This is a genomic window from Octadecabacter arcticus 238 (assembly GCF_000155735.2).
Taxonomy (GTDB): domain Bacteria; phylum Pseudomonadota; class Alphaproteobacteria; order Rhodobacterales; family Rhodobacteraceae; genus Octadecabacter; species Octadecabacter arcticus.
The window spans coordinates 4,078,451-4,104,351 of sequence record NC_020908.1 but is presented as its reverse complement, the minus strand read 5'-3'; the positions used below and the strand labels follow the sequence as shown (position 1 = coordinate 4,104,351).

Sequence of the window (25,901 nt, the reverse complement as noted above, 5' to 3'; positions counted from 1 at the left end):
CTTTGATTTCAAGCATATCATCCACGCCCCCAGGTAATCTCTCGATCCTGAATGGCTGTCACATGCGCAAAGCCGCGATCACCGGGATGCAGAACTTGCTGGCTTTCATGGGTGTAGCGCCAGTTGCGCGCTGTGCTCAGATCAATGAGCCGGCTTTCATAGCTGATCGTAATCCGGCAGCTTTGCCCATCCTGTGCGATCTCGGGCACATCAAGGCGACCGGTAAAGGCCTGCACGGGATCGGCGATGATCGCGCGATCCTCGGACAGAAGTGCCAGCCAGATGCGACCTGCCTGACCTTGGCGTGCCTCGTTAATGGCAAGGCTCACCAAATCAAGCGGTACGCCCGAGAGCGAGACCGTGGTTCCGGACGCTACGACATCAGAGGTTTCTTCAAGGGCGCCAAGGCCGAGCAACACGCCAACGCCCGTCCAGGTCTTGCCGTCCCAGTCAATCGGGCCCACCCCAGTCCAGATGCGCACAGCCCCTGAGGGGAACTCCCCCTCAAAGAAGATCGCCGGTTGCAGCTCTGATGCGTTCAGCGCCGTGGCCACAGCAGATGTGATATCTCGGCTCATATCGCCTCGCGTGCAGATAAGGTGAAGCGGTGGCGGGCCGCGCGCTCAATTCGGGTTGGGACAGCCCCTGTGGGGCGCAGCAGCACCTGAGGTTGGTTCACCTCCAGGCGCGTATTGGCCGGCAAGCTTGTGCGGATGGCCGGAAAGATGGTCAGCGTTGCAAACCCGTTGATGTCGGCTGTCGCATCAAAAGCGATCTGGTGCAGACGCGTGTCGCGCCCTGCGCCGATGGAGATAAAATCACCGGAGGCAACGGCGGGCAGGCCCGGTGGCCAGCCCTGCGTTTGCACGACATTGCCCCCGGCAATCGGTGTTGCCAGCGTGATGGGCTGCGCAAGGCTCTTGGGCGCAATTGCCGGATCGGCAAAGAGCAGCAAGCCCCGACCAGAGCCAAGGGCCGTGAGGGCTGCAGAGACCGAGCGTGCCAGAGGCCCCGATTGTGCGGCAAAGGCGATGTCATATTCCCACCATTCCCCGCCCCAGTCTTGCACCTCCATGGTCCCGGTAAAGGGCGACTGCGTTTGGCTTGTGGCCGTGGCCAGCCGGCGCTCCAGCCCCGCGACCCAAGTGCGGGGCAGCTCCACGATGAGGCTCATGCCAGCCGCCCCCGGCGCATGGCATTGCCAACAGCCGCCACCGCAATCCGCTCGAACTCGGGCTGTGCCCCGCGCAAGACCGCAGCCAGCTGCTCGGCCACACCCATCTGCGCCCCGCGCGCATCGACATTGAGGTGGACAGCAACAGGCACGGCGCTGCGATCCCCGCGGGCGACTTGCGCGCGCGACAAAACCCGCTCGCCCCGCTGCAGGATCGTGGGGACCTCGTCTGGTCTGAGGCCTGCCCAGCCTCCGCTGTGCATCCGCGGCGCACCGGCAAAGGCTTGTGCTGGAACAGACCGGCTGTGCCCTGACAACCCCACCATGCCGCCGCTATGCGAGACAGCAGCCGCAACTGATCCCCCGCCGCCAAAGGCACCAGAGAGCGCATTGGCGATTGGCCCAAGTACCGCACGACGGAAGGCTAGCACGGCGAGATCCGCCAGAATGGACCGCACCAGCCCTTTGAAGTCGAGCTTGCCGGTATCGATAAAACTGCGAAAGGCGCTCTCGGCTCCAGAGAAGGCGCGGGATAAAGTTTCGCCAAGGCCTTTGCCCCAGTTCAAAGCATCTACGGCATAGGATTTGAGGGCTTCCGAGACGGCCTTCCAGCCGGTGAGTATCTTATCGCCGGCAGCCCCTGCGCCTCCGCCCGCGCGGCCCATGGCATCAGCCAAACGATCCGCCGAGGCCGTGGCGTCATCCAGTGCGGCGGCGCCTTCTTCGCCGGTACCGGCAACTGCATCGCGCAGCGCGGCCCAGGACGTCAGCGGAGCGGCCGCACCGCGGGCCAAATCGATGGCGGCTTGACGGTAGGTATTGGCTGTCGTCAATGCTTCGGCGGCGATCCCATCAAGCCCGAGGTCAGGGGCGCTCAGAGGATTGTCCTCAAAGGCCCGCCGGAACGCATCCACGGCTGCACTGCCCGCATCGGCCGAGGCCCCCGCAAAGGGGTTCTCGATATCGCCGAGACTGATCTCACCGATACTCCCGAAGGCGGTCTCGATCCCGACAGCAGCCAGCGCATCGCGAATGCGCCCCGTAAAGGCGTCAATCCGGGCGATCGCGCCGTTCAGCATGACCTCGATCCCGTCGAGCATGCGATTGGCGGCCGAGAACACAAGATCACCAATCACATCCGGTAGCCGCGACCAGATCTCGCGGACGGCCAGAAGCGCACCTTCAAACGTATTGGCCGTCGCATTGCCAAAGCCCACGACGCTCTCGATCGCACCGGCCATGCCAGAGGCAGCATCGGCTTTGAGATCATAGAACATCGCTGTGGCGCGCGCGCCTGCAGCCGAGGCCCCCATCTTGATCCGGTCCCAGACCTCGACGGCCACATCCTTCAACAGGCCCATGGCCGCGCCAAAGCCGCCCGCACCAGAAGCCAGCCGCGTAAACCAATAGACCAGCTCCCCCGCACCAACGATGAGCGCACCGATACCGGTGCGGATGAGCGCGCCCTTGAGCACCACCAACATCGTGGCCAGCCCGCGTACAGACAGGGCTGCAACCGCCATTGCCGCCACCCAGCGGCCAGCCAGGAACGTGGCAAAGGTGCCTGCATAGATGACCAGCCGATCAAGATTATCCAGCAAGGTATCAAAAGCCCGACTGATCGGGCTGGTCGAGGAGGCCAGTGCCACAAAGGCATTGGCCACAGCCTCAAGTGACGGCGCCAGCGCCACGGCAATTTTGTTGCGCACGCCGGTGAACACTTGACCAATGCTGACCAGCGCCAGTTCAGAGCGGCGCATCGCCGCGATCGCATCAGCATCGAGCACGGCGCCCAAGGCTTGCGCCTGCGCCCCAAGCCGGGTCATCTCAGCGCCGCCATTTTGCAGCAATGGGATCAGACGGGTTGTATCCGAGGCCATGGCCTCAAGATAAAAGGTCATCTCCTGTTGGCTGACGCCCGCACGCTCGAGGCTATCCACATAAAGCTGCAGCGCCTCAGGGCCCGAAAGCCGCGCGAACTGATCCGCGGTGACCCCGACGCGCGGTGCGATGTTTTCAAAGAAGTCCGCCATCGGACCTCCGCCCGTTTGCAGGAAATCCCCCACACGGTCGTTCACGTCCTTGAGGATATCGGCGAGCTTTTCCTGTTCGATCCCCACCGTGGCCGAGGCCGCCGACCAGCGCTGGAACACCTCCGGCGCGGCATTGGCCACTTGGGACAGCTGGTCGATCTCGTTAGCGGCAGCAACGGTTGACCGCGTCATCGAGACGACTGCCACAGCAAGAGCAGCCGCAGCAGCGGTAGCGGCTATGCGGGCCCGCCGCGCAAAAGCCGCCATGCGCGCATTGGCTTGTTCCAGTTCACGGCTCAGACGTCCCATACCCCGGGCACCTGCAGCGCCAACACCTTCCAGTTCGGCGCGCACTTGGCGCCCCCCCGTTGCAGAGAGGCGGACAGAGACGCGCTTTTCAGCCATGGTGGTGTTAAATCTCTTCGTTGGTCTTGCGCACCATCGCCGCCTCTATGGGCGGCAAGAGTTCCGCAATAATGAGTGGCGATAGCCCCAGGGCCGCCCCAAGTTGTAGCGCCGCGCCCATGTCCCAGCCGATGACGGCACCGCCGCTCATGCCACCTGCGACCCGCATTTGCCCGCCAAGGCGCTGAACCAGATCCCATATCTGCCAGCCCTCATAGGTTTTTGGTGCATTCTGCTGCCTTGGGCATTGTGCGCAGATGGAAGGACACGCCGCGCAATACTCACCGCCCCCGCCGAACTCCCAATCGGCGAGAGCGGTCAGACGTTTTTTTCCGCATCCAAGATGAACGCGCCTGCGATGTATCTGGTCTGGAAGGCCTCAAAGATCGGCCAGATTTCCAAGAGCGCGTCGATACCGTCCGGCGTGACAGACAATGGTTTGCCCTCCGCGTCGCCCACACCCTCCCAATCGTGCACGACGATGCGGGCAACCGCCTTGGCCACGATGCGCGCGAGATCGTCGTTGGAAGGGCCAGTCTCGCTTTGCGTAACATCATCATCAGCGGCGGTCCAAGCATCTATGACTTTGACATCCGCCGTCGCGGCCAAGATTGACGGGTCGCTGCGGGCCGCAAGCATCACGGCCGTTGTCAGAGGCTCGACAAAAAGACGCACGCCGTGGCCGAGATCAAGCCAGCGTGGCTGGGACAAAATGTCTAAACGCAACATATATTGTTCTCCTATGTTAATGGTTGAGGCTCTGGCTAAATCGGCATCAGCAATCCAAACTGGACAAATGTTGAAACGAGTTTGACCCCACGGCGAGGCACAACCCAATGACAGACAAAAAGCTCATGGAAACTTCCATTGCCCTGGAAATCACGCGATTTCAGCGCGACAGCTTAGAAAATCAGATCGAACAACTCTCGGCGCAACTTCATTCAGCAACGCAAAGAGCTGAACGCGCAGAAGCACGTTTGCACGACACCACAGTCATGCTCTCAAATCTAAGTATGCAGGCAACTGCCATGGTCAAAAGGTCATCAGTTTCCGAAGTCTTCATTGAGGGCCGGGGCGTTTTAAGGCTGTCAAATCCTGTAGAGCGCCTTCCGACGAGTTAACTACGCGTCCTCAATAAGTTTTTCGATCGTTGGTGAGGGTAACAGTGCACATGCGGCCGACCACAACGTCGCTGGCGGCCTGCCAGTCAAAAGTCGCCTGCACACCCTGCGGGCCGGAGATCTCAATGCGCGGACGCGGCAGGTAAACGGCATGGGCGGTCAGGGTCAGATGTTCGCCACTGGCGAGCTTGTAAGAGAACTCCAGCGTGCAAGGATCGCCGTTGAGCGCTTGGTTCACCAAGCTCTGATCGGCGAAGCGTATGACGACATTGCCGGTAAGCGCTGCGATAGAAGGGTCAGCGCCATCGATCTTGCCATCGGCCCGGATCGTCTCGATGCGGTCGAGATTGTTGGCGTAATTGATGTCGGCGGAGACGACGTTGCCGATATTGCCGCCATTGCGCGTGATCGCGCCGTTAAAATGGCCAAAGCGCTTCAGAGCAATATCGGCTGGCGTACCAGCAGCTGTGCTCGTGGCAATCGTCTCGCCCTGCGCCACAATGCTGGTCGTGGCCGTCAAAAGTCCCGAGCGTGCCATTTGCCAATTAAGACTATCCACCATGCAGCCCGCATACATGGCATAACGTGGCACTTCCGGCATGCCGGTCTCGATCGAGAAGCTTGGGAGCGACCAGTTTCCAGAGTGGAACGCATGGGTATAGGGGGCTTCCGCGCCTGTTGTGACCGGTTCGCCAAAACACGCCTTTAGCCAGAAGCCAAAGGCCTCCACATCGATCGGCACAACAACATTGCCGTCCGCCGTCACAGCATCCTTGATTGGGGCCTGCGGATCGCGCCCGTAGCCCAAAAGTTCCGACGTCTGAAGCGGCTGCTCCGCGCCAAGCGTCGTGCTGGCGAAGGGCATCTTCGTGAAACCGCCGACGGGCGGCGTGCCATACGTGGTTTCGAACGCAAACCCCATCTGCGCCCGCGCACCTTGGGCTCGTGCCATTGGTATCCTCCTTGAATTGAATTGAGCTGGTCAGACCAGCGGCTCACGCGTGGCGTAGTGCAGGATGATCGGAATGATCCCGGCTTTCAGGGATGCTGCCCCCTCAACCGGAAGATCGACGGGTTCTGCTCCCTCTGGCTCCACCCAGTCGCATAACCCCCGCAATGTCCGGTCAGCAGCGATCACTGCGCCGATCTGAGCGCAGAGCGCGTAGAAGAGGGCGTCTCGTTCCATCGCCGATTGCACGATAACCTCCAACTCTGCGCGGTGCTGGAAGTGATAGGTTAGCGGCGACAACGTTACGGCTGGCTCGCCAGGGTTGCCATCGCGCAGGATCATCAGACCAGCGGGCGGGATGCGTTCTGGCAGAACCTCGCCGCGCAACACCGGCGCATGCGGGATCGTGCGCAACAGGTCCGCCAAAGCGGTGAGGATGGTTTCGCGAGGGGTGGGCATATTTGTCTCAGTTTTTCGGGACCTGCCCGGGATTATTTCTCTGGCTTGGGTAATCGATCCGTCAGGCTGGCAAGCCGTCGTGGCAGATCGCTCCTACTGTGCAGAAAGTCGATGATGATGACCTGATCGGCTGTCTCGATGAAGACCACAAAATGCTGGCCCGCGCGTGTAAAGCGCAGATCCTCAGCAAGGTTGGGTTCGATCAACCGTCGGCAATCGTGCGATATCGCGGTACCTGACGCAATCTCAACGCAGCGCGCGACCAGATCTTCCTCATAGGCCGAGGCCTGCCGAGCCCCGAATGTCTCATACGTCCAGCGGGCAATCTCGGCAATCGAAGCGCTCGCCTGTCGTGTCAGGCGCCAGGGCTTTGGCATCAGTTTTGAACGCGTGCGGCGGCAAAAGCACCACGGATAGCCTCTTCGCCGCTGCCATCGGCGAACTCACCCCGATGTGCTTCGTCAAGGCTCGAGGTTAACCGCGAGCGCAGATCGCAAATCTCGGCTTCCTCGCGCTCCAAAAGACGTAAGCCTGCGCGCAAAGCTTCCGAGGCATTCTGGTAGCGCCCGGATGCGACCAACTGGTCGACAAGAGCAGATTGAGAGTCGGTCAGAACGACGTTGCGGGTCCCCATGGCGGTTTCCTTTAAAGGTTATGGCAATATATGCCATAAGTGAGGCGATGTCGACCCGCCATCAGGTCCGCGCATCTACCCAACGCGCCACAATCAGCCCCGGAACCGCCGCCTGTGCCCGCTCAGCATCGCGCGCCAGATCCAGTCGCTTGGCGAGTTTCACCTGCGGCACCAGCAGAAAGATCGGCACCGTACTCCTCCCGCGGCCGGTCTTTGACCGAGAGGCGACGCCCAAGCCGCGGCTGTTCAACCGCCCATCTGCAACGAGCAAGCTTGGGCTGTTGCGCCGGTAGATAAACCGCAGACGCAACCCGCGCCTTCGTTCCCAGTCTCCGGGCGTGAGCGTCTTGCCGCGGGTGCCTTTGCCTGCAGCTGGCGTGGGGATGGCAAGCCAGAACCCATCCTTTGACCGGATCAACGGCCCTGCGTCATGCGCCCCGATGATTTGAGGTGCCTTCGACCAGACGAGTGCTGCTGCTTCAAGGCTTTCGCCTGCTGCAGGGTAGGTCTTGGACCGGATCGTCTTGCTCAGCCGCTGCCCAAGGCGGGCGCGCGTAATTTGAGCCCGCCAGTCTGATTTCAGGCCGTTGCCTGCCGCGCGCATGGCGGTGGTCACAGCCTTTTCGCCGGCGAGGATTTCGGCGCGCATCGCGGTGACGATATCGCCGGTAACAGAAAGGTCGAGCTTCATGCAGGCGTTGCCTCTATCGTCCAGACCAAGCGATCCCGATCACGCAAGGGCTCCCCTTGGATCAGGAATGTTTCTTCTCCCAACAGGATCTGCTCGTCAGGGCGGGGTGCTGGCAATTCCGATACGCGCACGTCGAACCGGCACGTATCTGAGACAAGGCGCGCCGCCCCGAACGCAGTCACATCATCATTGCGACGCAAGATAATGCGGATGCGTGTGAACTGCCCTTCGCTATCACGGTACCAGGCCTCATGTGCAAGGTTCAGATCAGCGAATAGCAGATCAAGGGCTGCAAGGAATGCCGTCATCTGCGTTCAGCCTCAGTTGCCCGAGTGCAGGCGGATGGCCATGCGGGGCCGCTTGTTCACGGGCAGGATCGAGCTTTCGGTCATCAGATCGATCCAGCGGCCCTTGGCATCGACCATCTGGCGGGCGTAAAGCGGCAGGCCGATGGTATTGGCGGTTTCCAGCAGATTGGCTGGCCCGCCATAGGTGGTGAAGGTGTCAAACGTGCCCAGCGGAAACGCGATCCCTTCGCCTGCTGGGATTAACCTCTCGGATGTTCCGTTCGAGAGGGTCACGGAGCCGTTGTATTCTTAAAAGAGAATGCCTGCGAAGGGGAAAGCGCGACGCATATCCTCGCGCAGCGGCTGGCCACCCGTGGCAGAGAAGAACTTGTAGGCTTCTTCGGTCTTTGGGTGGCTGATCAGCTTGTCGAAGTATTCCGAACTGACCAGCGCATGGGCTGTGGTCATGGTCTCGCCCAGCAGATTGTCCTCCATGGCGCGCAGCACACTGCGCACTTTTCCCTGGATATTGGTGCCTGCAGTGCCGAAGACGAAGTCGATCGAAATCTTCTCAAGCCCGAACTCAGTGAAGTAATTGTAAAGCGTGGTGCCGGCACCGTCTTTCACAATGCCGCGCAGCGCATTCATCTCCATGTATTCGCGGGTCTGGGCGTGCTTGCGGCGCATCAGCGTCAGCTTGCGGTTCATCACCTCAACCAGCGGATCGGCGGCGTCCGAAAGGCCCAGTGCTGGCATGCCCTGAATGTCGGCGGGCAGGATCACATCGTCATGCGGGATCCAGGGCAGGGCAAAGCTGCGCATGGAGCGCTGCTCGCGGTTTCCAACAGTGGCAGGCGCGCCGAGTGGCACCGAGGGCAGCAGGCTCAACACGCCTTCGCGCTGCTCGATCACGATGGAGCGCTGGGTGACACCTTCAAAGCGGAACAGGCCGATCTGACCCAGGCGGGTGTAGAGGTTGGGCAGGATGTTGATCGCTTGCGTCATCTCTGCGAGCGAATAGCCGCCCGCGTCAAAGGGATTACGGGTGATGGTCATGGGGAACTCCGGGGGAAAGAGGGTTGGGAAGGTAAGGCGATCGCTGAAGGGGGCGCCTAGATAGATCAGGCGGTATCGCGCGGAATGATACCCAGTGCGGTCAGTTGACCGTGTTTGGTGACGGTCTTTGCGGGATCATCGACGGTGGCATCAAAAACAAGCGCCGCCTTGGAAACGATGGCGGGGCCGCGGGTGACGACCAACGCTGAGGCATCAGCAGCCGTGGCATCGACGGCGTAAAGCAGGACGGCGGCCGCGGTCTGCGCCCCATCCGTGCCACCCGAAGTGGCAAGCTTGTATTTACCGCTGGCCGTGATGCGGCCAAGAACAGCACCTACAGGATAGGCCGCACCGGCGAGCAGCGTCACACTCTCGCGGGTAAAGTTGGGATTAAGCTCGTATTTGAGAACATCGCCCATGCCGGGCGGCTGTGTCAGAACGGTCATGTCAGGGATCCTTGTGATCAGGTGGCAAAAAGAAATCCCCCGCCGGAGAGGAGCGGCAGGGGATCAGGTGGCAGGGCGTCAAGAGCGCGTGTGGAGATCAGCCTTTGGCCCCTGCTGAGGCGGCGCGTTTTGCGGCCGCTACGATCGGGCTCTCTGCAGATTGATGCAGCACGGGCGAAGGCGGGGCTGCCACGATATCGCGGGCGTCGGCTGCCGCAGCTGCGCGCTGCAACACGAGTGAGCGCAAGACCTCTGGCGTGGTTCCCTCGCGGAGCGCTTTAGCGGCATCAATAGCGATCCCGAGCCGTCCGGCCTGCGCGGCTATTTCGGCGACCTCCGCGGCTGCCTCGCGCAGCTGCGCCGAGATTTCGGCCAGATTGCCAGGCGCTGTGGACGTTGAATTGTTCGAAGGTGGAGCCGCCGCACGGGCCGGTCCCACTTCTGCCTGCGGCTCGTTTTGAACATCGCCGACATCTTCCTCTGCATCGGAGGCTCCGACCTCGCTGTCCAGCGTGGTGGCCTCGGGCTCAATGCTTTCTGTGCTATCCTGCGCGGTGACTGTCCTGGCGCTCATGGCGGCCTCCTTTGGTTTGGGATGTGTTGCGCGTGACAACCGCGCGTTTGAGCGTGGGGTAGAGAGGGTCTCTCGAAAACGGGCAAAGCCCCTTGAGAGATCGATGGCTTCATCGGCAAGGCCCGCCGCGACGGCGTCTGCCCCGCGGTAGGTGGCCGCTTTGGTGGCAAGAGCCGCCTCTTGGCTCAGCCGTCCGGCGCGCCCGGCAGCGACTGTCTCAGCAAATAGAAACCGCAGCACATCGATTTCGCCCTGGATGTCGGCACGAACCCCGTCAGGCAAAGGCGAGTAAGGATTGCCATCGACCTTGTGCTCACCGGAGTGGATCAGCGTGACGCGCATGCCGTCTTGATCAAGCTGGCCACTCATATCGGCATGCATCACAACAACACCGATGCTGCCGACGGCCCCTGTGCGAGGTAGCAAGATCCGATCAGCCTGACTGGCCAGCGCATAGCCGGCCGAGAAGGCGTGTTCGGCCACAAAGGACCAGACCGGTTTGGTCGCGCGGATAGCACGAATGCGATCTGCCAAATCAAAAACACCAGCGACTTCGCCGCCAAAACTGTCAATTTCCAATGCGATGCCGCGCACCGCCGGATCATTGCCCGCCGCGTCGATCTGGGCGGCGATCCCTTCATAGCTGGTCTGGCCAGAGGACTGGCCAATCCAACCGCCACGATGAATGAGCACGCCAGAGATCTCGATCACCGCAATCCCGTCGACGACAGGGTACGGCGCATCGCCATGCTGACCCAGTCTCTCAGGCAGCCCACCGGCCAGAATGCTGGCGCGCGCCGGAAGGGCGGCGGTGCTGGGTGCATCGGTCATATCGCTGCCCGCCATGTCGACCTGCCGCCCAAGAATACGAGTACCAAGCCCGGACAGAAACGCCATCGCCTTTGAGGGTTCGACCAGCAGCGGCGTGTTGAACGCACGTGCGGCTATGCGAGCGTGGAGCATCAGAGCTGGTCCTCTTCAGTGCGGGTGCGATCTGCCGCGTCATCGGTTGTGTCGGTTTCGTCGTTGTCGTCAGCGTCGCCAACCGGCACCGCCTGCACCCCCTGCGCGGGCGACCCCGGACGACGGAAGTCGAGGCCCAGAGCACGCTCGCGCGCCCGTTCGGCCGCAATCTCGCGATCAACCTGCTCGGCGTCATAGCCGCGCTCGGCAATGGCCTGGCTGCGTGATTTCAGGCCCGCTTCGATCTGGGCGATCTCGGCATTGGCGTCTTTGAGCGGATCGACCCAGTCCCATTTGGTGGGCAGCCAATCGGCGGCCAGCAGCCGCGACCGGTCGGCCTCGAAGCCGGGCAGGTTCAGTGCGCCCGACAGCACCGCTGCATCCATCCAGCGCGCATAAACGGGTCGGCACAGCTGGTAGGCCATGACAGAATGTTGCCAGGCCGAGACACGGCGGCGGAACTCGATCAGGGCAAGCCGCGAGTTCGAGAAGTTGCCCTTCACCATATCATTGGCCAGATACGGATAGGGAATGCCCAAAGCGGCCGAGATCTGCAGCAATGTGCGATACTGGAACGGCTCGTATGTCGCGCCGCTGTCCGCAGGCTGGCCGACCGTGACGTCCTCGCCTGGATCAAGCCGCACAACCTGACCAGGGCTGATCTCAACCCCGCCAGGACCCTCATCCTCCTCTGCTGGTGCCAGCGGGTTTTCCGGCGCGGGAGAGGTGACGAACATCGCGTACATTGCCGCGACCTTTTTGCGATCGAGTTCGGCGTCGTCGTATTGGTCGAGCAGAAACAGCTTCACGATGGCGGGGGCGAGTTTTGACACGCCGCGCAGCTGGCCACCCTCGACCGGGTCAATCACATGGATCACTTCCGATGCGGGCACGCGTACCAGTTCGCCAGACAGCCCGGGATCGGTGCTGTCGCCGGGGTGTCGGCGCAGGAAATGATAGGCGACGCGCCGTCCAATCCGGTCAAACTCGATGCCCTGGCGGATCGCATTGCCGTTGGCTGCAACGCCCGTCTGCTCCAGCGGCAACATTTCCGATGGCAGCATTTGGAGTTGCAGGGGCACGGTCAGCCCGTCACCCGGGCGCCGCATCCGGATCCGGAAGAACACCTCGCCTGCGATAAACACCTCGCGCGCGGCGCGGCGCTGCAGCCCGTAGAAATCCGTCAGCCCCTCGGCATCTGCCTCGTCGGTCCAGGCCAGCCAAAGCCGCTGCAGCTCTTCCTTGCGCACAGCGTCACCAATCTTCGAGATTGGTTTGATGCCGTCGCCCACAGTATTGGCAGCCCAGCTCTCCACGGCGTTCACCGCATAGCCATTGTTGCGCACCAGCCAGCGGGCACGGGCCGTGATATCCGGACCTGACGCTGCAATCAGCGCATTCACATGGGCGCGCGTCGCGCGGAACCCGCGCAGGCGCCGATGATGCTGACCTGCATCAAAGCCGCCGACAAATGCGCCGAGCCGCTGCCGCCAGTTCATCATAGATCCTTCACAGTATAGGGTCGCAAGATGCGCCCAGTGCCGCGTTCGGCTTTTGCAATCCGGCGCTCGATATCACTGATCGCAGCCGCCAGTTCGGCATCGGTGCCATAAGTGACTGTCTTGCCGTCATAGCTGACAGACCGCGTGCCGCTATAACGCGCGACCAGCAGCGCACTGTGGCGGGATTTGAGGTCATCGAGGGTCATCGGGTTTTGCTCATTCCATGTATTTGGGCGTGCTGATCTTCCAGCCGCGCCGCCGCGGTGCGGTGATGCGCCCGGCTTGCGGCTCCGTCGCTTTGTCAGTCTCGGGCTGTGCCACGGTCACAACCGTCTCGACCCCCGCCTGTTTCTCCAACTGTCGCCACATCCGCTCGTCAAAGCGGTCTGCGCCAAGGATCCAGGCGGCTGCGCGGGCATAGACCCGCGTGTCGAGGGCCTCGTTGCGTTCGCGCAGCTTTTGCCATTCCTGGTGGGCGTAGCCGCGCTTGTTGCGGATCGTGACCAGTTGCTCGGCGACCAGCTGCTTGAGCCATTCGCTGTCTGCCCAGTCCGGCAGATGGATCATGCCAGCTGGATCGGCGACGCCCAGTGCACGATCTTCGTCACTGGGCCGTTCGATCCGCAGATAGCGATATGTCTCTGCTTTGAAGGTGGCGGTGGCCACAGTCCAGAGCCGCGCGCCGCGTTTGAGCTTGCGACCATTTACGGTGGCATCGACAAAGGTTGGCCCCGACACCGGCGTTGCCCGGTTGAACCCTTCCAGGCCCTTCACGGGTGCTACTTGTGCGATGCCTTGCTTGCGCGACCAGGCGTAAACGGCGGCGGTTTCATAGCCGGTATCAATGGCCAGTTTGGCCAGCGGCATCACCGCGCCATGCTCATGCACCCAAGTTTGCCCCAAGAGCGATGTCAGCTTGTCCCAGCACGCCGGATCGTCCGGTCCGCCCGGAATGACGATGTGATCGACGAGCCAGCTTTGCAGCCCGCGACCCCAAGCCCAGACATCGACCTCGATGCGGTCTTTCTGCACGTCCGCACCGGCAGACAGGAACAGCCCGCCTGCGGGGATCTGCGCGGGGAAGGCAGTCCGCCGGTCGGCCAAACGCTGCCATTCCGGGGCTTCGCCGCTTTCAACCCAGGTCTCACCCAGCAATGTGTTGCGCGCCGCGCGCAGCATCTCGTCGGAGCCTTGAGCTGCCAGCCAGTCCCGTGCGATCTGTTCCCAGCTTTTCCAGCCGATTGGCGAATAGAGCGCCGAGAGGTGGAACCCGATGGCATGTGGGTTGTCTGACAAAGCCGTTGCCCGCCATTCACCACGCGCTAGCAGGTCGGTCTTGTGGTGCTCGGCGATGGGCTTCTCGCACCCTTCGCAGGTGTACATCGCTGTTTCCGGCTGCCCCTTTTCCCAGCGCAGCCGCTCGAACTCTAGCCACTGCATATGGCTGCAATGTGGGCAGGGGACAAAGTAGCGCCGCTGGTCGCTGGCCTCGAACTCTCGCTCAATGCGGCTCAGGCCGCGGATCGTTGGCGTCGAGACCATGAAGACCTTGCGCCTGTGCGCGAAGGTCGTGGTGCGCGCCTCGGCCAGCGTGACCGGATCGCCTTCCTCATCGGCCGAGGCCGGATAGGCATCGACTTCATCCAGAAACACATAACGTGCCGGCATCGAGCGCAAACCCGTCGCGCTGTTCGCCCCCGTCAGCACCAGAATGCCGCCGGGGAATTCCTTTGACAGCATGGAATTTCCGGCATCCCGTGACCGGGCGGGCTGGACTTTCTCTTTGAGTGCCGGGCTATCCTCGATCAGCGGGTCGATCCGGCCGCGTGAGGTGCGCTTGGCCATCTCCAACGTGGGCAGCACGGCCAGCATGGGTCCTGGCGCGTGATGGATCACGAACCCGATCCAATTATTCCCTGCCTCCGTCGCCCCAACCTGCGCGGCCTTCATGAACGAGATCCGTTGAGCCGGATGGTTTGGCGACAGTGCATCCATGATGGCGCGCAGATACGGCGTGCGCGCTGTGCGATATTGGCCGGGTTCAGCCGAGGCCCGAGAAGAGAGCTTGCGGTGCGCATCCGCCCATTGCGACACGGTCAGGTCCGGGTCCGGCCGCATGCCGCTGCGCCACACACGCAGGATGTTCTCGGCGCCGTCAAAGCCGAGGTCGAGATCTGCTGTTAGGTTGTCGTCGGTCAGGTCGTGTGCGTTGCCGTCATCATTCAAGCGAGACCCTGAGGTCGGCCAGGGCGGTGAGTTGCTCTCTGACATGGGTTTCCAGCACCCTTTGCAGGATCGCAGTCTCGATTGTCACCGCATCACCGGATGCCCTTTCCATTTCTGCGGATAATTGTGCGGCCATCAGGGCGGACACACGGGTGGGCCAGGTGACCCAAACATCGCGTTCCTGGCGGGCCAGGCGAAACACCAGGGTCTCGGTGCGCGCACGATCCACCAGCACGCCCTTCTTGCGCTGGATCGACAGCTGGCGTTCCTGCGCCTGATACACCGTCAGCGCGGTGCGGGCCTTCAAATAGGAGGTGCTGTCTCCGGCACCAGTCCCGGAGACGTTAGGACCATCACCACCAGCGCCAACACTGCCACGTGACCGCATCTGTTGATCCGGATCGGTCATTGCATGGCGGCGTGCATCAGACGCCGGTGCATTGATCGACCCATCGGCGAACAGCACCAAGCGGCCAGTCTTGCGGGCCTTCTGCACCGCCCCGCGCGAGAGGCCGGAGCGGGTGGCATAGGCACGCTCGGATAGTCCTTCCATGGCGCTTGAAACGTCCTCAACATATTGGAAATAAACAAGAAAGATGCTCTATTTGAGTTGATTATACTGCCCGTCAGAGCGACTCTCAGTGCAAGCAAACAAGCCTGAACGGAGACAGACCCATGACCCTCGCAGAACGCTACAACGCCCAAGTCCAACGCCTGCTGCCGCATATGGCCGAGAGCTTGGCGGTTGATCCCGCCATCACCTGCGCGGGCGAGATCGATGACATCGTGTTTCGCCGCAGCGAATACCTCGGCGGGATGGCGATCGCCATTCTCGCCCTCATCGACCAGCAGGCTTGAGGAGCAAACTATGACCATGGCCACCACCACCATCCGCATCGACTACACAGCGCTGCTCGACCAGTTCGACCGCTCACGCCCTGACGTGGTCGCCGAAGCCATCGAGACCGCACTGCGGGAGGACGGCATCAAGGCCGAGGCCTCGGACATCTTCTCGCACATCAAGATCGAACTGCCGACCAGCCAGCTTGCTGCGGCCAGCGCGGTGCTGGCCGAGCTGCAGGTTATTTAAAGGAGGACCGGAATATGAGCACGCGTGCACAAATCGCCATTCAGACAGGGCCCGACGAATGGGCACACGTCTATGTCCATTTTGATGGGTATCCGTCCCACATGCTTAACGTACTCGCGCATTGGACGCCCGCGGACATTCTTGCCGCCGAGGAAATCCGGCAGGTGCGTGCGGACGCGCTGGAGTGTTTCGATCCGCCGCGCGCGCTGGTGATGCATCCCGAACCGCGCTGCGACTTCTGCCACACCTATGTGGTTGAACAGGGCCGCTGGATTGAATGGAGGGCGGGGCGATGACTCCGCACGCCATTTTGCCAACCCGCAATGAGGCCCATGGCTTCTATGGCACGATTACCATTTGTCCCCTGCGGGATCGCCGCAGCGGCGAAGTATGGGCTCTCGCATCAAAACTGATCGCGATCGCCATGCACGTCGATAGCGAGGACGAGATGATTGGCATTCGCGACTTTCTCGACAGTCGGATGGGGCGTCACTTCGCCGACGACGTTGTGGGCAATATGACGGGCTGCAACATCGATAGCGAGACTGCCATCAGTTCCGCAATCTGCCGCTGGCAGGGCTGGCGCATCTGCCACCGCACAGAACGCGAAGAGGGCATCCCCGCAGGCCTTCCCTACCTGACGGGTTGGGTGCAGCACTTTGCGGTGAGGGCCGCGATGGCAGACGCAGGCTGAGGCCAGCAAATCTTATGCATAAGCCAGCCCGCGGCGTCGCGGGCCTATCCCGGTAGAAGGGCACGCATCCTGCGCGGCCCGTTTGACCGGAGGCAACCATGCCCAATCTGACCAAAACCCAAAACTTGATCCTGACGACGGGTGCCCAGCGCGCAGACAACGTTGCCATGCCGCTGCCCGAGGGGCTGCATGGTGCCGCCGCCACGAAGGTCGTGGGCATGATGATCGACCGCGGCTGGCTCGAAGAAGTCGATGCTGACCTCCGCAAGGGTGACCCTCTCTGGCGCGAAACCGGTGATGGCCACGGCACCACGCTGGTCGTCACCGACGCAGGGCTGCTGGCCGTCGGGATCGAACCAGTGGTCGTCAAAACCATGGCGGCGGTCCGCCAGCATGCAGCGGCGGCGCCAGCCCCCAAGACGCCAACCATGCGAGCCGGTACCAAACAGGCGCAGATCATTGCGCTGCTGCAGCGGCCCGAGGGGGCATCGATAAAAGAAATCGTCGCGGTGACGGGGTGGTTGGCTCACACAGCACGTGGCGTCATCTCGGGTGCGCTCAAGAAAAGGTTGGGCCTGCCCGTCTGCTCGGAAAAGATTCAAGGCCGCGGCACAGTGTATTCGCTGCCGGGTGATGGATCTGCGCCGTCATCGCAGGCGCGCGAAGAGCCTGCGCAAGGCGTAACCACGCACTAGTGAGATGCTGGTGAAGGCCAAGCCCTATCGCAAGGTTCTCGCCAAGGCTGGCTACCAGCCCGAACCAGGGAAATATGACGATCTGAGTTGCGACCGCTAGACCATATCCCACGGTGACATTGGTGACAGCCTCAATCAATGAAAGACGTCGGGATTGGCTCATGCCGCCAGCCTCTCTGATTTGAGGGTGGCAAAGCTCTCACCGGTTTCCACAAGAAGGGCGTCCTTGCCGGTAAAAGCCTGCCATCGCTCGATGACCACATCGACATAGGCCGGGTTGAGCTCAATCCCGTAACAGACACGCGCTGTGGTTTCCGCCGCGATGAGCGTGGTGCCAGATCCCATGAAAGGCTCGAACACCGCCTGACCTGGGCTGGAGTTGTTCAAGATCGGGCGGCGCATGCATTCCACAGGCTTTTGCGTACCATGCACGGTGTCAGCATCCTGATCCTTGTTTGCGATCTGCCACAACGTGGTCTGTTTGCGATCACCCGCCCAGTGGCCTTTGCCCTTGGCGCGCACGGCATACCAGCAAGGCTCATGCTGCCAGTGATAATCACCGCGGCTCAGTACCAGCCGGTCCTTGGCCCAGATAATCTGCGAGCGGATGTTGAAGCCCGAGGCGATCAGGCTGTCGGCCACGGTCGCCGCATGTAGCGCGCCGTGCCAGACATAGGCAACATCGCCAGGAAACAGCGCCCAGGCCTCCCGCCAGTCCGCGCGGTCATCGTTCAGCACCTTGCCGGTGCGCTTGGTCTTGGCCGCACCCGCCTTGTTGCGCCAGCCAGGATCGTATTGCACACCGTAGGGCGGGTCGGTGACCATCAGCAGCGGTTTTTCATCGCCAAGCAACCGCCCGACCACATCGGCACTGGTGCTGTCACCACAGATCAGCCGGTGCGACCCGAGCTGCCAGAGATCACCTGGAACCGAGACAGGCGTCTCCGGTACACCCGGAACGTCATCCTCGCCCTCGACCGAACCATCAGCGCCCAGCGCATCGGGGTCTTGCAGCAAGGCGTCGAGATCTTCGTCAGTAATACCCAGTAGCGACAGGTCAAAATCTTCAGCCAGCAGCCCCGCGATCTCGTCGCGCAGCATGGCTTCGTCCCAGTCGCCCAGCTCGGTCAGCTTGTTGTCGGCGATCCGGTAGGCCCGCCGTTCAGCTTCATCGAGGTGACCCAGCCGAATGACCGGCACATCAGTCAGCCCCAGCATCGTCGCTGCCAGCACCCGGCCATGTCCGGCGATCAGCTCGCCATCGTCGGCGACCATGCAGGGCACGGTCCAGCCGAACTTGGCCATGCTGGCCGCGATCTTGGCCACCTGATCGGTGCCGTGGATCTTGGCATTGCGGGCATAAGGGCGCAGCCGGTCAATCGGCCACGTCTCGATCTCGCTTGGCGCGAAGACAAGGTCCATGAGCATGTTCTCTGAGTTGAGGCAGGGCGGACGTGCCAATGCCACGGCCAGCGAGGCGGTGACTGCATCGGGATCCGCGATGTGGGGAAAACAAAAGCGCCCGCGAGGGATATCCTCCGGGCGCAAAACTTCGATGATTGAGGTATGAGTCAAGGGGGGCAGCTTTGTCAAACCATTTTTGCGGCCCTGATTTGGCTGTTTCGAGCCCGGGGGAAATGGCGCAAAAAGGGTGGCTTTCCTGGCTGGCTAAACTGGCTCGATTTTGGCTTGGGTGGATTCTTGACTAAACCACTCAAGAATCCACTTTGAGAGCCAGTTTTGTGCGTTCAACCCATTGTAATTGAATCACTTTATTTTGGCCGCCGACCAAGGTGGCTTCCAAGTGGCTTCCCCGGTGAAAAAGCCACGCGCTAGCGAAATGGCGAGCTAAGCCCCCCCGTATACACATGGGGCCGGGGAGGAACCATGGGTGGGGGGGCGAGGGCTGTCGCCCGTGCATCACCTCACCACCGGAAGATCGGAGATCCGCGTTGTGTAGCGCGGGCTGCGGTAATTTGCACGTAACTGCCAGGAGCGCGTCATGCCCTCACTCCCAAGAACCAAGGCCTTCTTGCCGAACCGAGTGTTCACGGCGTCAAACGCCTTCATCAATGCTGGCGACCCCTTCGGCACATCGAAGAGAGTCCTTGGTCGATCTTCAAGTGGCAGTAGATCATCCAGCATAATTCCTGCCTTGGTAAAGCCGTATGCCTGGGTATTACCCTTTGGCCAGGCTGCGATGGCACACCGTTTGGCAGCCCCGACCAGCTCGAACGTGTCAGAGGACATTGGGGTTAGGCGAGTTGAGCGCGATCCTGCATATTGCGGCCGATCAGAGCGGTGTCGGTTCGTGTGAAAGAACACAGTCAGCGTCCCGGCCACCAACCCGTGTTGTCGGAGCTTTTCTGCGGCCCGCGTCGCATGAGCCGTGATCGCTTGGAACAATGTGTCGAAGTCCTTCATTGGCACGCCGGAGGAACGTGTGACAGCCATGCCCTTTCGCTGAGGCTCCACATCATCAAACGCGATGCAGGACTCGCCTTGGAGCTCTAGAACCGTGCGTTCTAGAACGACTGTGCCCAGCGCGCGTGCCTGGCGCAGTGGCATGTCACGCAATTCTGCCGCGGTGCCAACGCCTATCCCTTTTAGTTTTGCTGCGGTCTTCCGGCCAATCCCCCAGATGTCCCCAACCGGCACAAGTGGTAACAACCAAGAACTCAGTGTCGGATCCATTATATCGAGCACGCCTGCAAAGATCGGGTTCTTCTTAGCTATATCGTTGGCGCATTTGGCAAGCGTCTTGGTCGATGCAATCCCAACCCGCACTGGCACACCCACGCGGCGCAGCACATCGCTCCGCATTGCCCTTGCGTGAATGATGCGATCCTTGAAACCACTAAAATCCAGAAAGCATTCATCAATCGAGTAAATCTCAACGTTCGGCGTATAGTCTTCATAGACCTCGACCACGCGGCGACTGATATCCCCATAGAGCGTGTAGTTGGATGAAAACACTCGCACGCCATGCGCTTCGATCTTGTCGCGGATAAGGTGCAAAGGTTCACCCATCTTGATACCCAGCGCCTTAGCCTCGTCACTGCGCGCGACGGCGCAGCCATCGTTGTTGGACAGAACGATCACTGGCACGTCTTTCAGGCTCGGGTCAAAGATCCTCTCTGCGCTGACATAGAAGTTTGCGCTGTCGCTGATCGCGATAGGCCGCGTCACGCGACATCATACCGCCGCACCACCCCGGCGATCACACCCCAGATCTCGCTGTCCTCGTTCAGCTCAATGTCAGGAAAGGCCTCGCGGGTATTGGCTGGAGCCAGATAGAAATTACCATTGCGCTTGCGCAGGATCTTCGCTGTCACCGCACCCTCAACGACCGCAAGCACTGCGCGACCCAAGCGCCGCTTACCTGCACGATCAACGGCGATGATGTCGCCATCGCGAATCCCGACATCCCAGAGACAGTCACCCTCAACCCGCCACCAGAACGTCGACGAAGGATGCCGCACGACCCAAGCAATCGGGTCAATCTCATCCTCAAGGTCATCCCCTGCTGGCGATGGAAAGCCGGCGCTGGCACGTGCCAGCAGAATTGGGACAATCTGACCCTCTGCAACGACGGGAATTTCGATCGGATAGACGGGCATCGGCGACTCACTATTTGTTCATGCTATGTTCTCATGCTTCGTTCATTTGGTATCTGGCTGTCAAGCAATGAAGGGATGGCTGATGGCGGCAGTTGCCAAACAGGCGTGCCGGGTGTTTTGTGAAGGGGAATGATCGACAGAAAGGGCGGATTGCAGACCTTCGCTGCAAGTGCGCGGGCTCTGGGGCAATCTGGCGAAAGCGGCCGTTCAATGAGAGGTCAAATCCACAAATGCTGCAAACGATGTAATGGCGGCAGTGAGCCCTTCTTTAACTGAATGCTGCGACGCAACGAACGTCAGGTTTGTAGCGACCAGCACAGAATGTGCGGTATCGAATCTGACGACGTCGCGACCTTAGTTGCTTTGGTTCAGCGCGCTGCTGCCCAGTCGAGCGCTTTAATTGATCGCGTTAAATAATCAAGCACCTCAGTCGGAGACACGGAATGTCGAGGGTCTGGTGCAAACGCCCGTCCGGCTCTACGGCTGCGGTCGTTTAGCGTCTTTGCACGTGGAACCGCGGCGCGGTTGTCGAGGGCCAGCGCCTCCGGAACGGAGCTGGCGTCGTTGAAAGCCCTCCCGAGGGCCCATGCATCAAGCATGGCCGTATACGCACCTGCGCCCGTGCGCGGGCTGGACAGATGGGCGGCATCGCCCAACAAGGCGATACGGCCAGCGACAACAGGGTCTGCGGCAAACTCCCAGATCGGATGCGGCGTAACCTTGCCGTGTTTCACACAATCCGCCCAGAACTGCGCATTTCGTTGGCCAAACAAGGCCTTGGTCAAAGGCACAAACCACTGGGGAATATCACGCATGGCAGACCCAACCTGTCGGTTGCGTGTCGGTTCCGCCACCTCGGTCTGAGGCATCGCCATGTAGACACCACAGTTCCACAACGGGCCGTCCGGACCCACGCAGGGGAAGCCAAGTGTTTCATAGCGAATGCCATTCACAATTCGACTGCCAGATGGCGGGCCATCGATGCCTTGCATCGGCACGAGACCTCGCCAAACAGTATACCCCGAATAGACAGGTTGCTTCTGTGTAACAAAGGGTCGGAGTGTTGATTTTCCACCATCTGCCCCAATGATCACGTCAAAGGCTGTGGCATCACCATCAATCACGATCGCGGGCCGATCGCTGCGTGCATCGGCAATCGTTTGGACGTCGGCACCAAAATGCACGCTTTCAGGTGGCAACCCTTGAAAGAGGTAATCCCACAGGTCGCCGTAAAAATGACCATGGCCTTTGATGGCGCGGTCAGCACTGTCTGGGTTGCCTAGCCTGATCCGGCGAAGCAGGCCAAGATCGACCGACCCAAGCGCGCCGCCACGTTTATCGAACCCTTTGGCAAACAATTCATAAACCTGCGCGTCAAAGCCAAGCTGGCGCAGGACATTGGCCGCGCTGAGCCCACCAAGGGATGCGCCGACCACAGCAATCTTGAGAGGAGGAATGCGCATACCTGCCGACCCTTTACCCTTAACCGAAGACGATGCGGAACGCCGCATACAGAAGAGCAAACAGCGACGGTAGGATCGTCGCGTTGAAGCCGTAAGAGCGGTAGAACGGATGCTTGCGGTAGCCGACCACATACATCAGTCGCCCTGCGATCCAAACAACCAGTAAGGCACGGGTTGCGTCGATGCTTTCGGGAGGCAGAACGGACGCCAATGCCAGCTGCGCCAGCGCGAAGATCACCGTTTGCTCTAAGGTGTTCAGTGCGATGCGTTGTGCCATATCAAGTGTCGTGCCGATGCTGGGGCGATGGCCTTCCTGCCATTTTTCGGCATTGGGCGTGGCGCGGCTGATCGACACCCAAAAGATATGTCCTGTCAGGACCAACCCTGCAAAGGCGAGATTTTGACCGACATAGAACAGGTTATCAGTCCGAGATTGAACCCAGCCCGTTTGGAAAAGCTGCAGCCACTGCGCCACAATGACAAAAAGGATGGCTGGAACCACTACGGTGACCGCCGCTTTGGCGAAGCCGGCCATGATGATTTTAAGGCCCTCATCCGTCGAGGCATCTGCTTCGAGTAATTTACTCATGTCAGGTCCTTGGCCTAGTTGTCATATTGCAGGTCGGCGACATAATCGCCACGTGCGGGGTAGTTGGCTTTGATCGCAAAATTGACCGCGCCTAGAATATCGCTCGGCTGTGGGCGGGCGAAAGGCATGGTTTGAACGGATAGATAAAACAAGGTTTGGTCGGGTTTGACTAAGAAGATGCCCGGTTCTGAAAATACAGCGGGTTCGGCCTCTCGGATTGATAGGGAGATGTAGAGACCCCAATTGCGGGCGGCTTCCACAGGCAGATCGTAGGCGATGCGCAGGTGCTGCGCCTCGATCTTGTCGGCCATCGCTTGCGCCTTTTCCTGGCCATCCATGCTGACAGCGAGGGTCGTTACCCCACTGGCCACGAAGTCAGGTGTCATACGATCAAGCTCCGCCAAATAGCTGGCGCAAATCGGGCAATGTAGCCCACGGTACGCAACCACGAGCGTAGCAAAATCGGGGGTTTCCTTAGAAAGATCGAAATGATCACCCCCAACAAGTGGCAGCGAAAGAGTGGGGGTTTGTTGGCGGGGAATAATCATGTGTTTGTTCCTTTTATATCACCGCAACGGCCTTTAAGTCAGCACGAGTTTTTGGTGTTTGGTTATTGCGTGTTTAGATTCTGCTTAAGCAAGCCAACAGCTGGTCGCGCGTTGATGCCGAGATGCCACACCGCAGCGCGACAAGACAAACACGATAGGCGAAGTTCAGATCAGGCGATATATCAAGTATGCGAGCCCAATGGCTACCGTTGATGCAACGTAGCCAGCGAAACTTGGGGGGTGAATTGCTGACGTCAATGCATAGCCACAGTACTTTGAGGTCTTCACCGCCTTGTCATCATCGATCAAGGATACGGTGTAAGCAGCCATGTCTTCGAATGTGACCACGGGCGGCCAAGGCATGATGTCCAACGCAACGACTCTCTTGCCTTCCGACGGCTTGGCCACGATGAGTGGGGGCCTAGTGACCATCCATTCAATGTCACGGGCTGAAGTTTCGAGATAGCTGATGGCTTCATCGTTATCGATATGGCAACCATGGTCGCCTCTCGTCCTGCCATCGATTTGTCTGACCAATACATGCTTGAGGAAATTAAATTTCTCCCCTCTCACAACGGATGCTGCACCAGCTTGCACCAACAGTCTCTTTACCCCATGTTCACGCATCCCAGCGTGAACTGCTTTGATGAATGGGGGAAGAACGCCACCGTGGAAAGACTTGTCGCCCAGCGGCCCTCCAACCAAGCTGATAACCGCCTGCACACCTTTGATCGCAGCGCGCACTGCTTCGGCGTCACCGACATCACCTTGGACAATCTGCAACCTTTCGTGGGAGATCTGCAACTTGCCCGGTGATCGTACGAAGGCACGTACCGAGTGACCCGCCGCGAGCAAAAGCGGTACGACCCTCTTGCCGGTATTGCCCGTGGCGCCGAAAACAATGTAGAGCTTGGGAGTTGCAGGCATTTGCGTGCGGAAGGCCGCTTGGCTTTCATCGAGCTGTAATTGAAGTGTTTGCATGTGCAATATCCTTTAAATGAAGAATGAAACTTGGGTGGTTGCGCAGGCGCCCTCCGCGCATACCCCGAGAGGTGCCAGTGATAAGAACGATTTTCTTAGACATTGTTTTCTCCAATTCAAGCGGTTTGCGCGGCCAAGAAGGCCTCGAATATTTGTAGGCGTCGGGGGGGGTATCCTTAAGCCAAGTCGGATCGAGGCGCGGCCCTTCCAGTGAGACCGGGCCGTCGCCGTTCAGCGCCGATTACAAGGCCGCCCAAAGCACAGGCGGCAATGGCCGATCCAGCGCGCCGTCCCGGTTTATCGAACCCTTTGGCAACCAGTTCATAAACCTGCACGTCAAAGCCAAGCTGTCGGAGCACATTGGCTGCGCTTAGCCCGCCAAGGGATGCACCGACGACAGCAATCTTGATATCACGACGGACCGTCATGGCGCGGTCCTATTTGGTGGTTTTCGGGAACAGCATTTCCATCGGAACGATCTTCTTCATTGCACTGACCCAAGGATCCAGACCGGCCTGCATGACCATGTTGGCAGCAATGGGAGAACCCGCATAAAGATATCCCGCAAGAAAGCCGTAGAACGACAGATCGGCATGGCCCGGCTCAGTGCCTGCGTGGAATTTGCCCCGCATGGCGCGCTTGAAGTCACGCGCAAAAGCCACCTCATCCCCCTCACGGTGGCCAAGACCAGAGGTGGCTATGTTGTGGCGTGCCTGTTTGCGTTCCATCCGCTTGAGCATCGGGCCGATCAGCCATTTTATCATCGCCGGTGCGCCGACGGTCGCGACCGCCAGACGGGCCCAATCGGTCGAGGTGCAGTGCAGTTTGAACGTCGTATCAAGCTCCAAAACGAGTCGTTCTTCAAACGCTGGGTCCATCTCAATCCCGATGGCAGGCAGAAGGTTCTGCAAAATGATCCAACTGTCGTTCACCTGCCGTCCCGTGACGTCGATGACTGGCACCTTTTGATAGCTCGAATTGGGCTTGATCCCCTGCGGCTTAGCCTTCAGGTGCTGCTCATGGGTGTAGGGCACGCCCGCGAACACAAGATGGGTGCGCAACTTCGTCGTCGCATGAGAGAACGCCGGTCCATGCACGACCACATCTTTCAGGTCGGACTTGCCCGACCATCCAAGCGGTGGGTTCGGGGCGACGCCTTCTGGGTTGGAACCATCGGGAAGCATTTGTGTTGATACAGACATGGTGAATCTTTCGTTCCAAAGTTTTGATTTTTGCGTGGATTATTTGAGAAAATGACGCATAATGTCTCCGCGGAACATCATTAGCGCGACTGTGAGGTTAAAAATCATGCCCAGTCCAATGGCTGTGTAGATGACAGCGGACACCGAGCCTTCGGTCATTTGCGGATAATGCCATTGTGTGGCCAGCCCATGAGAATAATCAAACGCACCAAGCGCGTTATAGACGATTAATCCGGCCCAGACTTTCGTACCGGTCTTGCGCCACAAAAGATAGATCATGACCGGAACTAAAAGGCCGAGAATTGTATCGCTGACCCATGGGGCGAACCAGGCATTTGCATCAACGCCGCCATACATCTCCAAATGGGGGAAATACGTGGCAACAGAGGCGCGAGAGAAAGTAAGCACCATCATTATGGTCATCAGGATGAACGCGCGGCGGTGGTGTGGTGATTGCATTTTGCGACCTTCTTGTTGTGTTATGTCGGTTAAAAAGTAG

33 protein-coding genes and 3 pseudogenes are annotated in these 25,901 nt (G+C 60.3%); 6 read left to right on the top strand and 30 right to left on the bottom strand.

The genetic code is table 11. The features are described from left to right. Window positions 1-17: 17 nt before the first annotated feature. The 5 genes from OA238_RS21230 to OA238_RS21215 form a co-directional block, all read right to left on the bottom strand. Window positions 18-578 (bottom strand): hypothetical protein, encoded by a 561-nt coding sequence (locus tag OA238_RS21230; protein WP_015496797.1) that lies wholly within the window; start codon window positions 576-578, stop codon window positions 18-20. Then, on the bottom strand, window positions 575-1,174 hold the full coding sequence (locus OA238_RS21225) for a hypothetical protein (protein WP_015496796.1): 600 nt from the start codon (window positions 1,172-1,174) through the stop codon (window positions 575-577). Before OA238_RS21225 ends, OA238_RS21230 begins: the two co-directional genes overlap by 4 nt. Further along, window positions 1,171-3,612: a phage tail tape measure C-terminal domain-containing protein gene (locus tag OA238_RS21220; protein ID WP_015496795.1), complete on the bottom strand. Its 2,442-nt coding sequence runs from the start codon at window positions 3,610-3,612 to the stop codon at window positions 1,171-1,173. Before OA238_RS21220 ends, OA238_RS21225 begins: the two co-directional genes overlap by 4 nt. A gap of 7 nt (window positions 3,613-3,619) precedes the next feature. Next, window positions 3,620-3,781, bottom strand: a complete 162-nt coding sequence (locus OA238_RS33045; RefSeq protein ID WP_187293090.1) for a DUF7697 family protein — start codon at window positions 3,779-3,781, stop codon at window positions 3,620-3,622. A gap of 149 nt (window positions 3,782-3,930) precedes the next feature. Continuing rightward, window positions 3,931-4,341 (bottom strand): hypothetical protein, encoded by a 411-nt coding sequence (locus OA238_RS21215; protein WP_015496793.1) that lies wholly within the window; start codon window positions 4,339-4,341, stop codon window positions 3,931-3,933. Window positions 4,342-4,448: 107 nt separating this feature from the next. Here OA238_RS21215 and OA238_RS21210 point away from each other — a divergent pair, with 107 nt between their 5' ends. Further along, window positions 4,449-4,733: a hypothetical protein gene (locus OA238_RS21210; protein ID WP_044037308.1), complete on the top strand. Its 285-nt coding sequence runs from the start codon at window positions 4,449-4,451 to the stop codon at window positions 4,731-4,733. Between the two features lie 10 nt (window positions 4,734-4,743). On the opposite strand, the gene OA238_RS21205 is transcribed toward OA238_RS21210, so the two are convergent. The 13 genes and pseudogenes from OA238_RS21205 to OA238_RS21145 form a co-directional block, all read right to left on the bottom strand. Continuing rightward, window positions 4,744-5,685 carry a phage tail tube protein gene (locus OA238_RS21205; protein ID WP_015496792.1) on the bottom strand — a complete coding sequence of 314 codons (942 nt, stop codon included), beginning with the start codon at window positions 5,683-5,685 and terminating at the stop codon, window positions 4,744-4,746. A gap of 30 nt (window positions 5,686-5,715) precedes the next feature. Then, complete coding sequence (locus OA238_RS21200; protein WP_015496791.1) at window positions 5,716-6,141, bottom strand: hypothetical protein; 426 nt, start codon at window positions 6,139-6,141, stop codon at window positions 5,716-5,718. Window positions 6,142-6,173: 32 nt separating this feature from the next. Beyond that, window positions 6,174-6,518: a type II toxin-antitoxin system RelE/ParE family toxin gene (locus OA238_RS21195; protein WP_015496790.1), complete on the bottom strand. Its 345-nt coding sequence runs from the start codon at window positions 6,516-6,518 to the stop codon at window positions 6,174-6,176. Beyond that, entirely contained in the window at window positions 6,518-6,775 is a 258-nt protein-coding gene (locus OA238_RS21190) for a type II toxin-antitoxin system ParD family antitoxin (protein WP_015496789.1), read from the bottom strand. The genes OA238_RS21195 and OA238_RS21190 overlap by 1 nt, the downstream gene beginning before the upstream one ends. A gap of 61 nt (window positions 6,776-6,836) precedes the next feature. Continuing rightward, a complete protein-coding gene (locus OA238_RS21185; protein ID WP_015496788.1) occupies window positions 6,837-7,466 on the bottom strand; it encodes a DUF6441 family protein in 630 nt (209 codons plus the stop codon). Continuing rightward, window positions 7,463-7,774: a head-tail joining protein gene (locus OA238_RS21180; protein ID WP_015496787.1), complete on the bottom strand. Its 312-nt coding sequence runs from the start codon at window positions 7,772-7,774 to the stop codon at window positions 7,463-7,465. Before OA238_RS21180 ends, OA238_RS21185 begins: the two co-directional genes overlap by 4 nt. 12 nt (window positions 7,775-7,786) lie before the next feature. After that, window positions 7,787-8,809: pseudogene (locus tag OA238_RS21175) on the bottom strand (major capsid protein). Window positions 8,810-8,874: 65 nt separating this feature from the next. Beyond that, window positions 8,875-9,255, bottom strand: a complete 381-nt coding sequence (locus tag OA238_RS21170; RefSeq protein ID WP_015496786.1) for a head decoration protein — start codon at window positions 9,253-9,255, stop codon at window positions 8,875-8,877. Window positions 9,256-9,352: 97 nt separating this feature from the next. Beyond that, a complete protein-coding gene (locus OA238_RS21165) occupies window positions 9,353-10,792 on the bottom strand; it encodes a S49 family peptidase (protein ID WP_015496785.1) in 1,440 nt (479 codons plus the stop codon). Then, window positions 10,792-12,291: a phage portal protein gene (locus OA238_RS21160; protein ID WP_015496784.1), complete on the bottom strand. Its 1,500-nt coding sequence runs from the start codon at window positions 12,289-12,291 to the stop codon at window positions 10,792-10,794. Before OA238_RS21160 ends, OA238_RS21165 begins: the two co-directional genes overlap by 1 nt. Then, window positions 12,291-12,500: a phage head-tail joining protein gene (locus tag OA238_RS21155; protein WP_015496783.1), complete on the bottom strand. Its 210-nt coding sequence runs from the start codon at window positions 12,498-12,500 to the stop codon at window positions 12,291-12,293. The genes OA238_RS21160 and OA238_RS21155 overlap by 1 nt, the downstream gene beginning before the upstream one ends. 10 nt (window positions 12,501-12,510) lie before the next feature. Continuing rightward, complete coding sequence (locus tag OA238_RS21150) at window positions 12,511-14,565, bottom strand: phage terminase large subunit family protein (RefSeq protein WP_015496782.1); 2,055 nt, start codon at window positions 14,563-14,565, stop codon at window positions 12,511-12,513. Then, window positions 14,513-15,073 carry a hypothetical protein gene (locus OA238_RS21145; RefSeq protein WP_015496781.1) on the bottom strand — a complete coding sequence of 187 codons (561 nt, stop codon included), beginning with the start codon at window positions 15,071-15,073 and terminating at the stop codon, window positions 14,513-14,515. The genes OA238_RS21150 and OA238_RS21145 overlap by 53 nt, the downstream gene beginning before the upstream one ends. 122 nt (window positions 15,074-15,195) lie before the next feature. On the opposite strand from OA238_RS21145, the gene OA238_RS21140 reads away from it, so the two are divergent. The 5 genes and pseudogenes from OA238_RS21140 to OA238_RS21120 form a co-directional block, all read left to right on the top strand. Next, complete coding sequence (locus tag OA238_RS21140) at window positions 15,196-15,378, top strand: hypothetical protein (RefSeq protein ID WP_044037306.1); 183 nt, start codon at window positions 15,196-15,198, stop codon at window positions 15,376-15,378. A gap of 10 nt (window positions 15,379-15,388) precedes the next feature. Continuing rightward, window positions 15,389-15,610, top strand: a complete 222-nt coding sequence (locus OA238_RS21135) for a hypothetical protein (protein ID WP_015496780.1) — start codon at window positions 15,389-15,391, stop codon at window positions 15,608-15,610. Window positions 15,611-15,624: 14 nt separating this feature from the next. Further along, entirely contained in the window at window positions 15,625-15,906 is a 282-nt protein-coding gene (locus OA238_RS21130) for a hypothetical protein (RefSeq protein WP_044037303.1), read from the top strand. Beyond that, window positions 15,903-16,304 carry a hypothetical protein gene (locus OA238_RS21125; protein ID WP_044037301.1) on the top strand — a complete coding sequence of 134 codons (402 nt, stop codon included), beginning with the start codon at window positions 15,903-15,905 and terminating at the stop codon, window positions 16,302-16,304. Before OA238_RS21130 ends, OA238_RS21125 begins: the two co-directional genes overlap by 4 nt. A gap of 98 nt (window positions 16,305-16,402) precedes the next feature. After that, window positions 16,403-16,933 (top strand): annotated as a pseudogene (locus tag OA238_RS21120) (DUF3489 domain-containing protein); the annotation flags it as partial. An 18-nt stretch (window positions 16,934-16,951) separates the two neighbouring features. On the opposite strand, the gene OA238_RS35225 reads toward OA238_RS21120, so the two are convergent. From OA238_RS35225 to OA238_RS21070, 12 genes and pseudogenes are all read right to left on the bottom strand, one after another. Then, window positions 16,952-16,996 carry a hypothetical protein gene (locus OA238_RS35225; protein WP_420806501.1) on the bottom strand — a complete coding sequence of 15 codons (45 nt, stop codon included), beginning with the start codon at window positions 16,994-16,996 and terminating at the stop codon, window positions 16,952-16,954. Between the two features lie 88 nt (window positions 16,997-17,084). Beyond that, window positions 17,085-17,162, bottom strand: a pseudogene (locus tag OA238_RS35220) (DUF7220 family protein); the annotation flags it as partial. Further along, the gene (locus tag OA238_RS21115) at window positions 17,159-18,421 is read right to left on the bottom strand and encodes a site-specific DNA-methyltransferase (protein ID WP_015496777.1); all 1,263 of its coding nucleotides are present in this window, start codon (window positions 18,419-18,421) and stop codon (window positions 17,159-17,161) included. The pseudogene OA238_RS35220 and the gene OA238_RS21115, both read right to left, overlap by 4 nt. A 498-nt stretch (window positions 18,422-18,919) precedes the next feature. Beyond that, window positions 18,920-20,188 (bottom strand): Y-family DNA polymerase, encoded by a 1,269-nt coding sequence (locus OA238_RS21110; RefSeq protein ID WP_015496776.1) that lies wholly within the window; start codon window positions 20,186-20,188, stop codon window positions 18,920-18,922. Beyond that, entirely contained in the window at window positions 20,185-20,619 is a 435-nt protein-coding gene (locus tag OA238_RS21105; RefSeq protein WP_015496775.1) for a LexA family protein, read from the bottom strand. Before OA238_RS21105 ends, OA238_RS21110 begins: the two co-directional genes overlap by 4 nt. Before the next feature lie 368 nt (window positions 20,620-20,987). Next, complete coding sequence (locus OA238_RS21100) at window positions 20,988-22,082, bottom strand: FAD-dependent monooxygenase (RefSeq protein WP_015496774.1); 1,095 nt, start codon at window positions 22,080-22,082, stop codon at window positions 20,988-20,990. A gap of 19 nt (window positions 22,083-22,101) precedes the next feature. Beyond that, window positions 22,102-22,671, bottom strand: coding sequence for an MAPEG family protein (locus OA238_RS21095; RefSeq protein WP_015496773.1), 570 nt, complete (start codon window positions 22,669-22,671; stop codon window positions 22,102-22,104). Window positions 22,672-22,685: 14 nt separating this feature from the next. Beyond that, complete coding sequence (locus tag OA238_RS21090) at window positions 22,686-23,219, bottom strand: peroxiredoxin-like family protein (RefSeq protein ID WP_015496772.1); 534 nt, start codon at window positions 23,217-23,219, stop codon at window positions 22,686-22,688. 165 nt (window positions 23,220-23,384) lie between these two features. Then, complete coding sequence (locus tag OA238_RS29250) at window positions 23,385-24,200, bottom strand: NAD(P)-dependent oxidoreductase (RefSeq protein ID WP_015496771.1); 816 nt, start codon at window positions 24,198-24,200, stop codon at window positions 23,385-23,387. A gap of 176 nt (window positions 24,201-24,376) precedes the next feature. Then, window positions 24,377-24,628 (bottom strand): NAD(P)-binding protein, encoded by a 252-nt coding sequence (locus tag OA238_RS32030; RefSeq protein WP_015496770.1) that lies wholly within the window; start codon window positions 24,626-24,628, stop codon window positions 24,377-24,379. A 9-nt stretch (window positions 24,629-24,637) separates the two neighbouring features. Then, window positions 24,638-25,402 (bottom strand): glutathione S-transferase family protein, encoded by a 765-nt coding sequence (locus OA238_RS21075; protein WP_015496769.1) that lies wholly within the window; start codon window positions 25,400-25,402, stop codon window positions 24,638-24,640. A gap of 39 nt (window positions 25,403-25,441) precedes the next feature. Then, window positions 25,442-25,825, bottom strand: coding sequence for a hypothetical protein (locus tag OA238_RS21070; protein ID WP_245581360.1), 384 nt, complete (start codon window positions 25,823-25,825; stop codon window positions 25,442-25,444). Window positions 25,826-25,901: the final 76 nt, after the last annotated feature.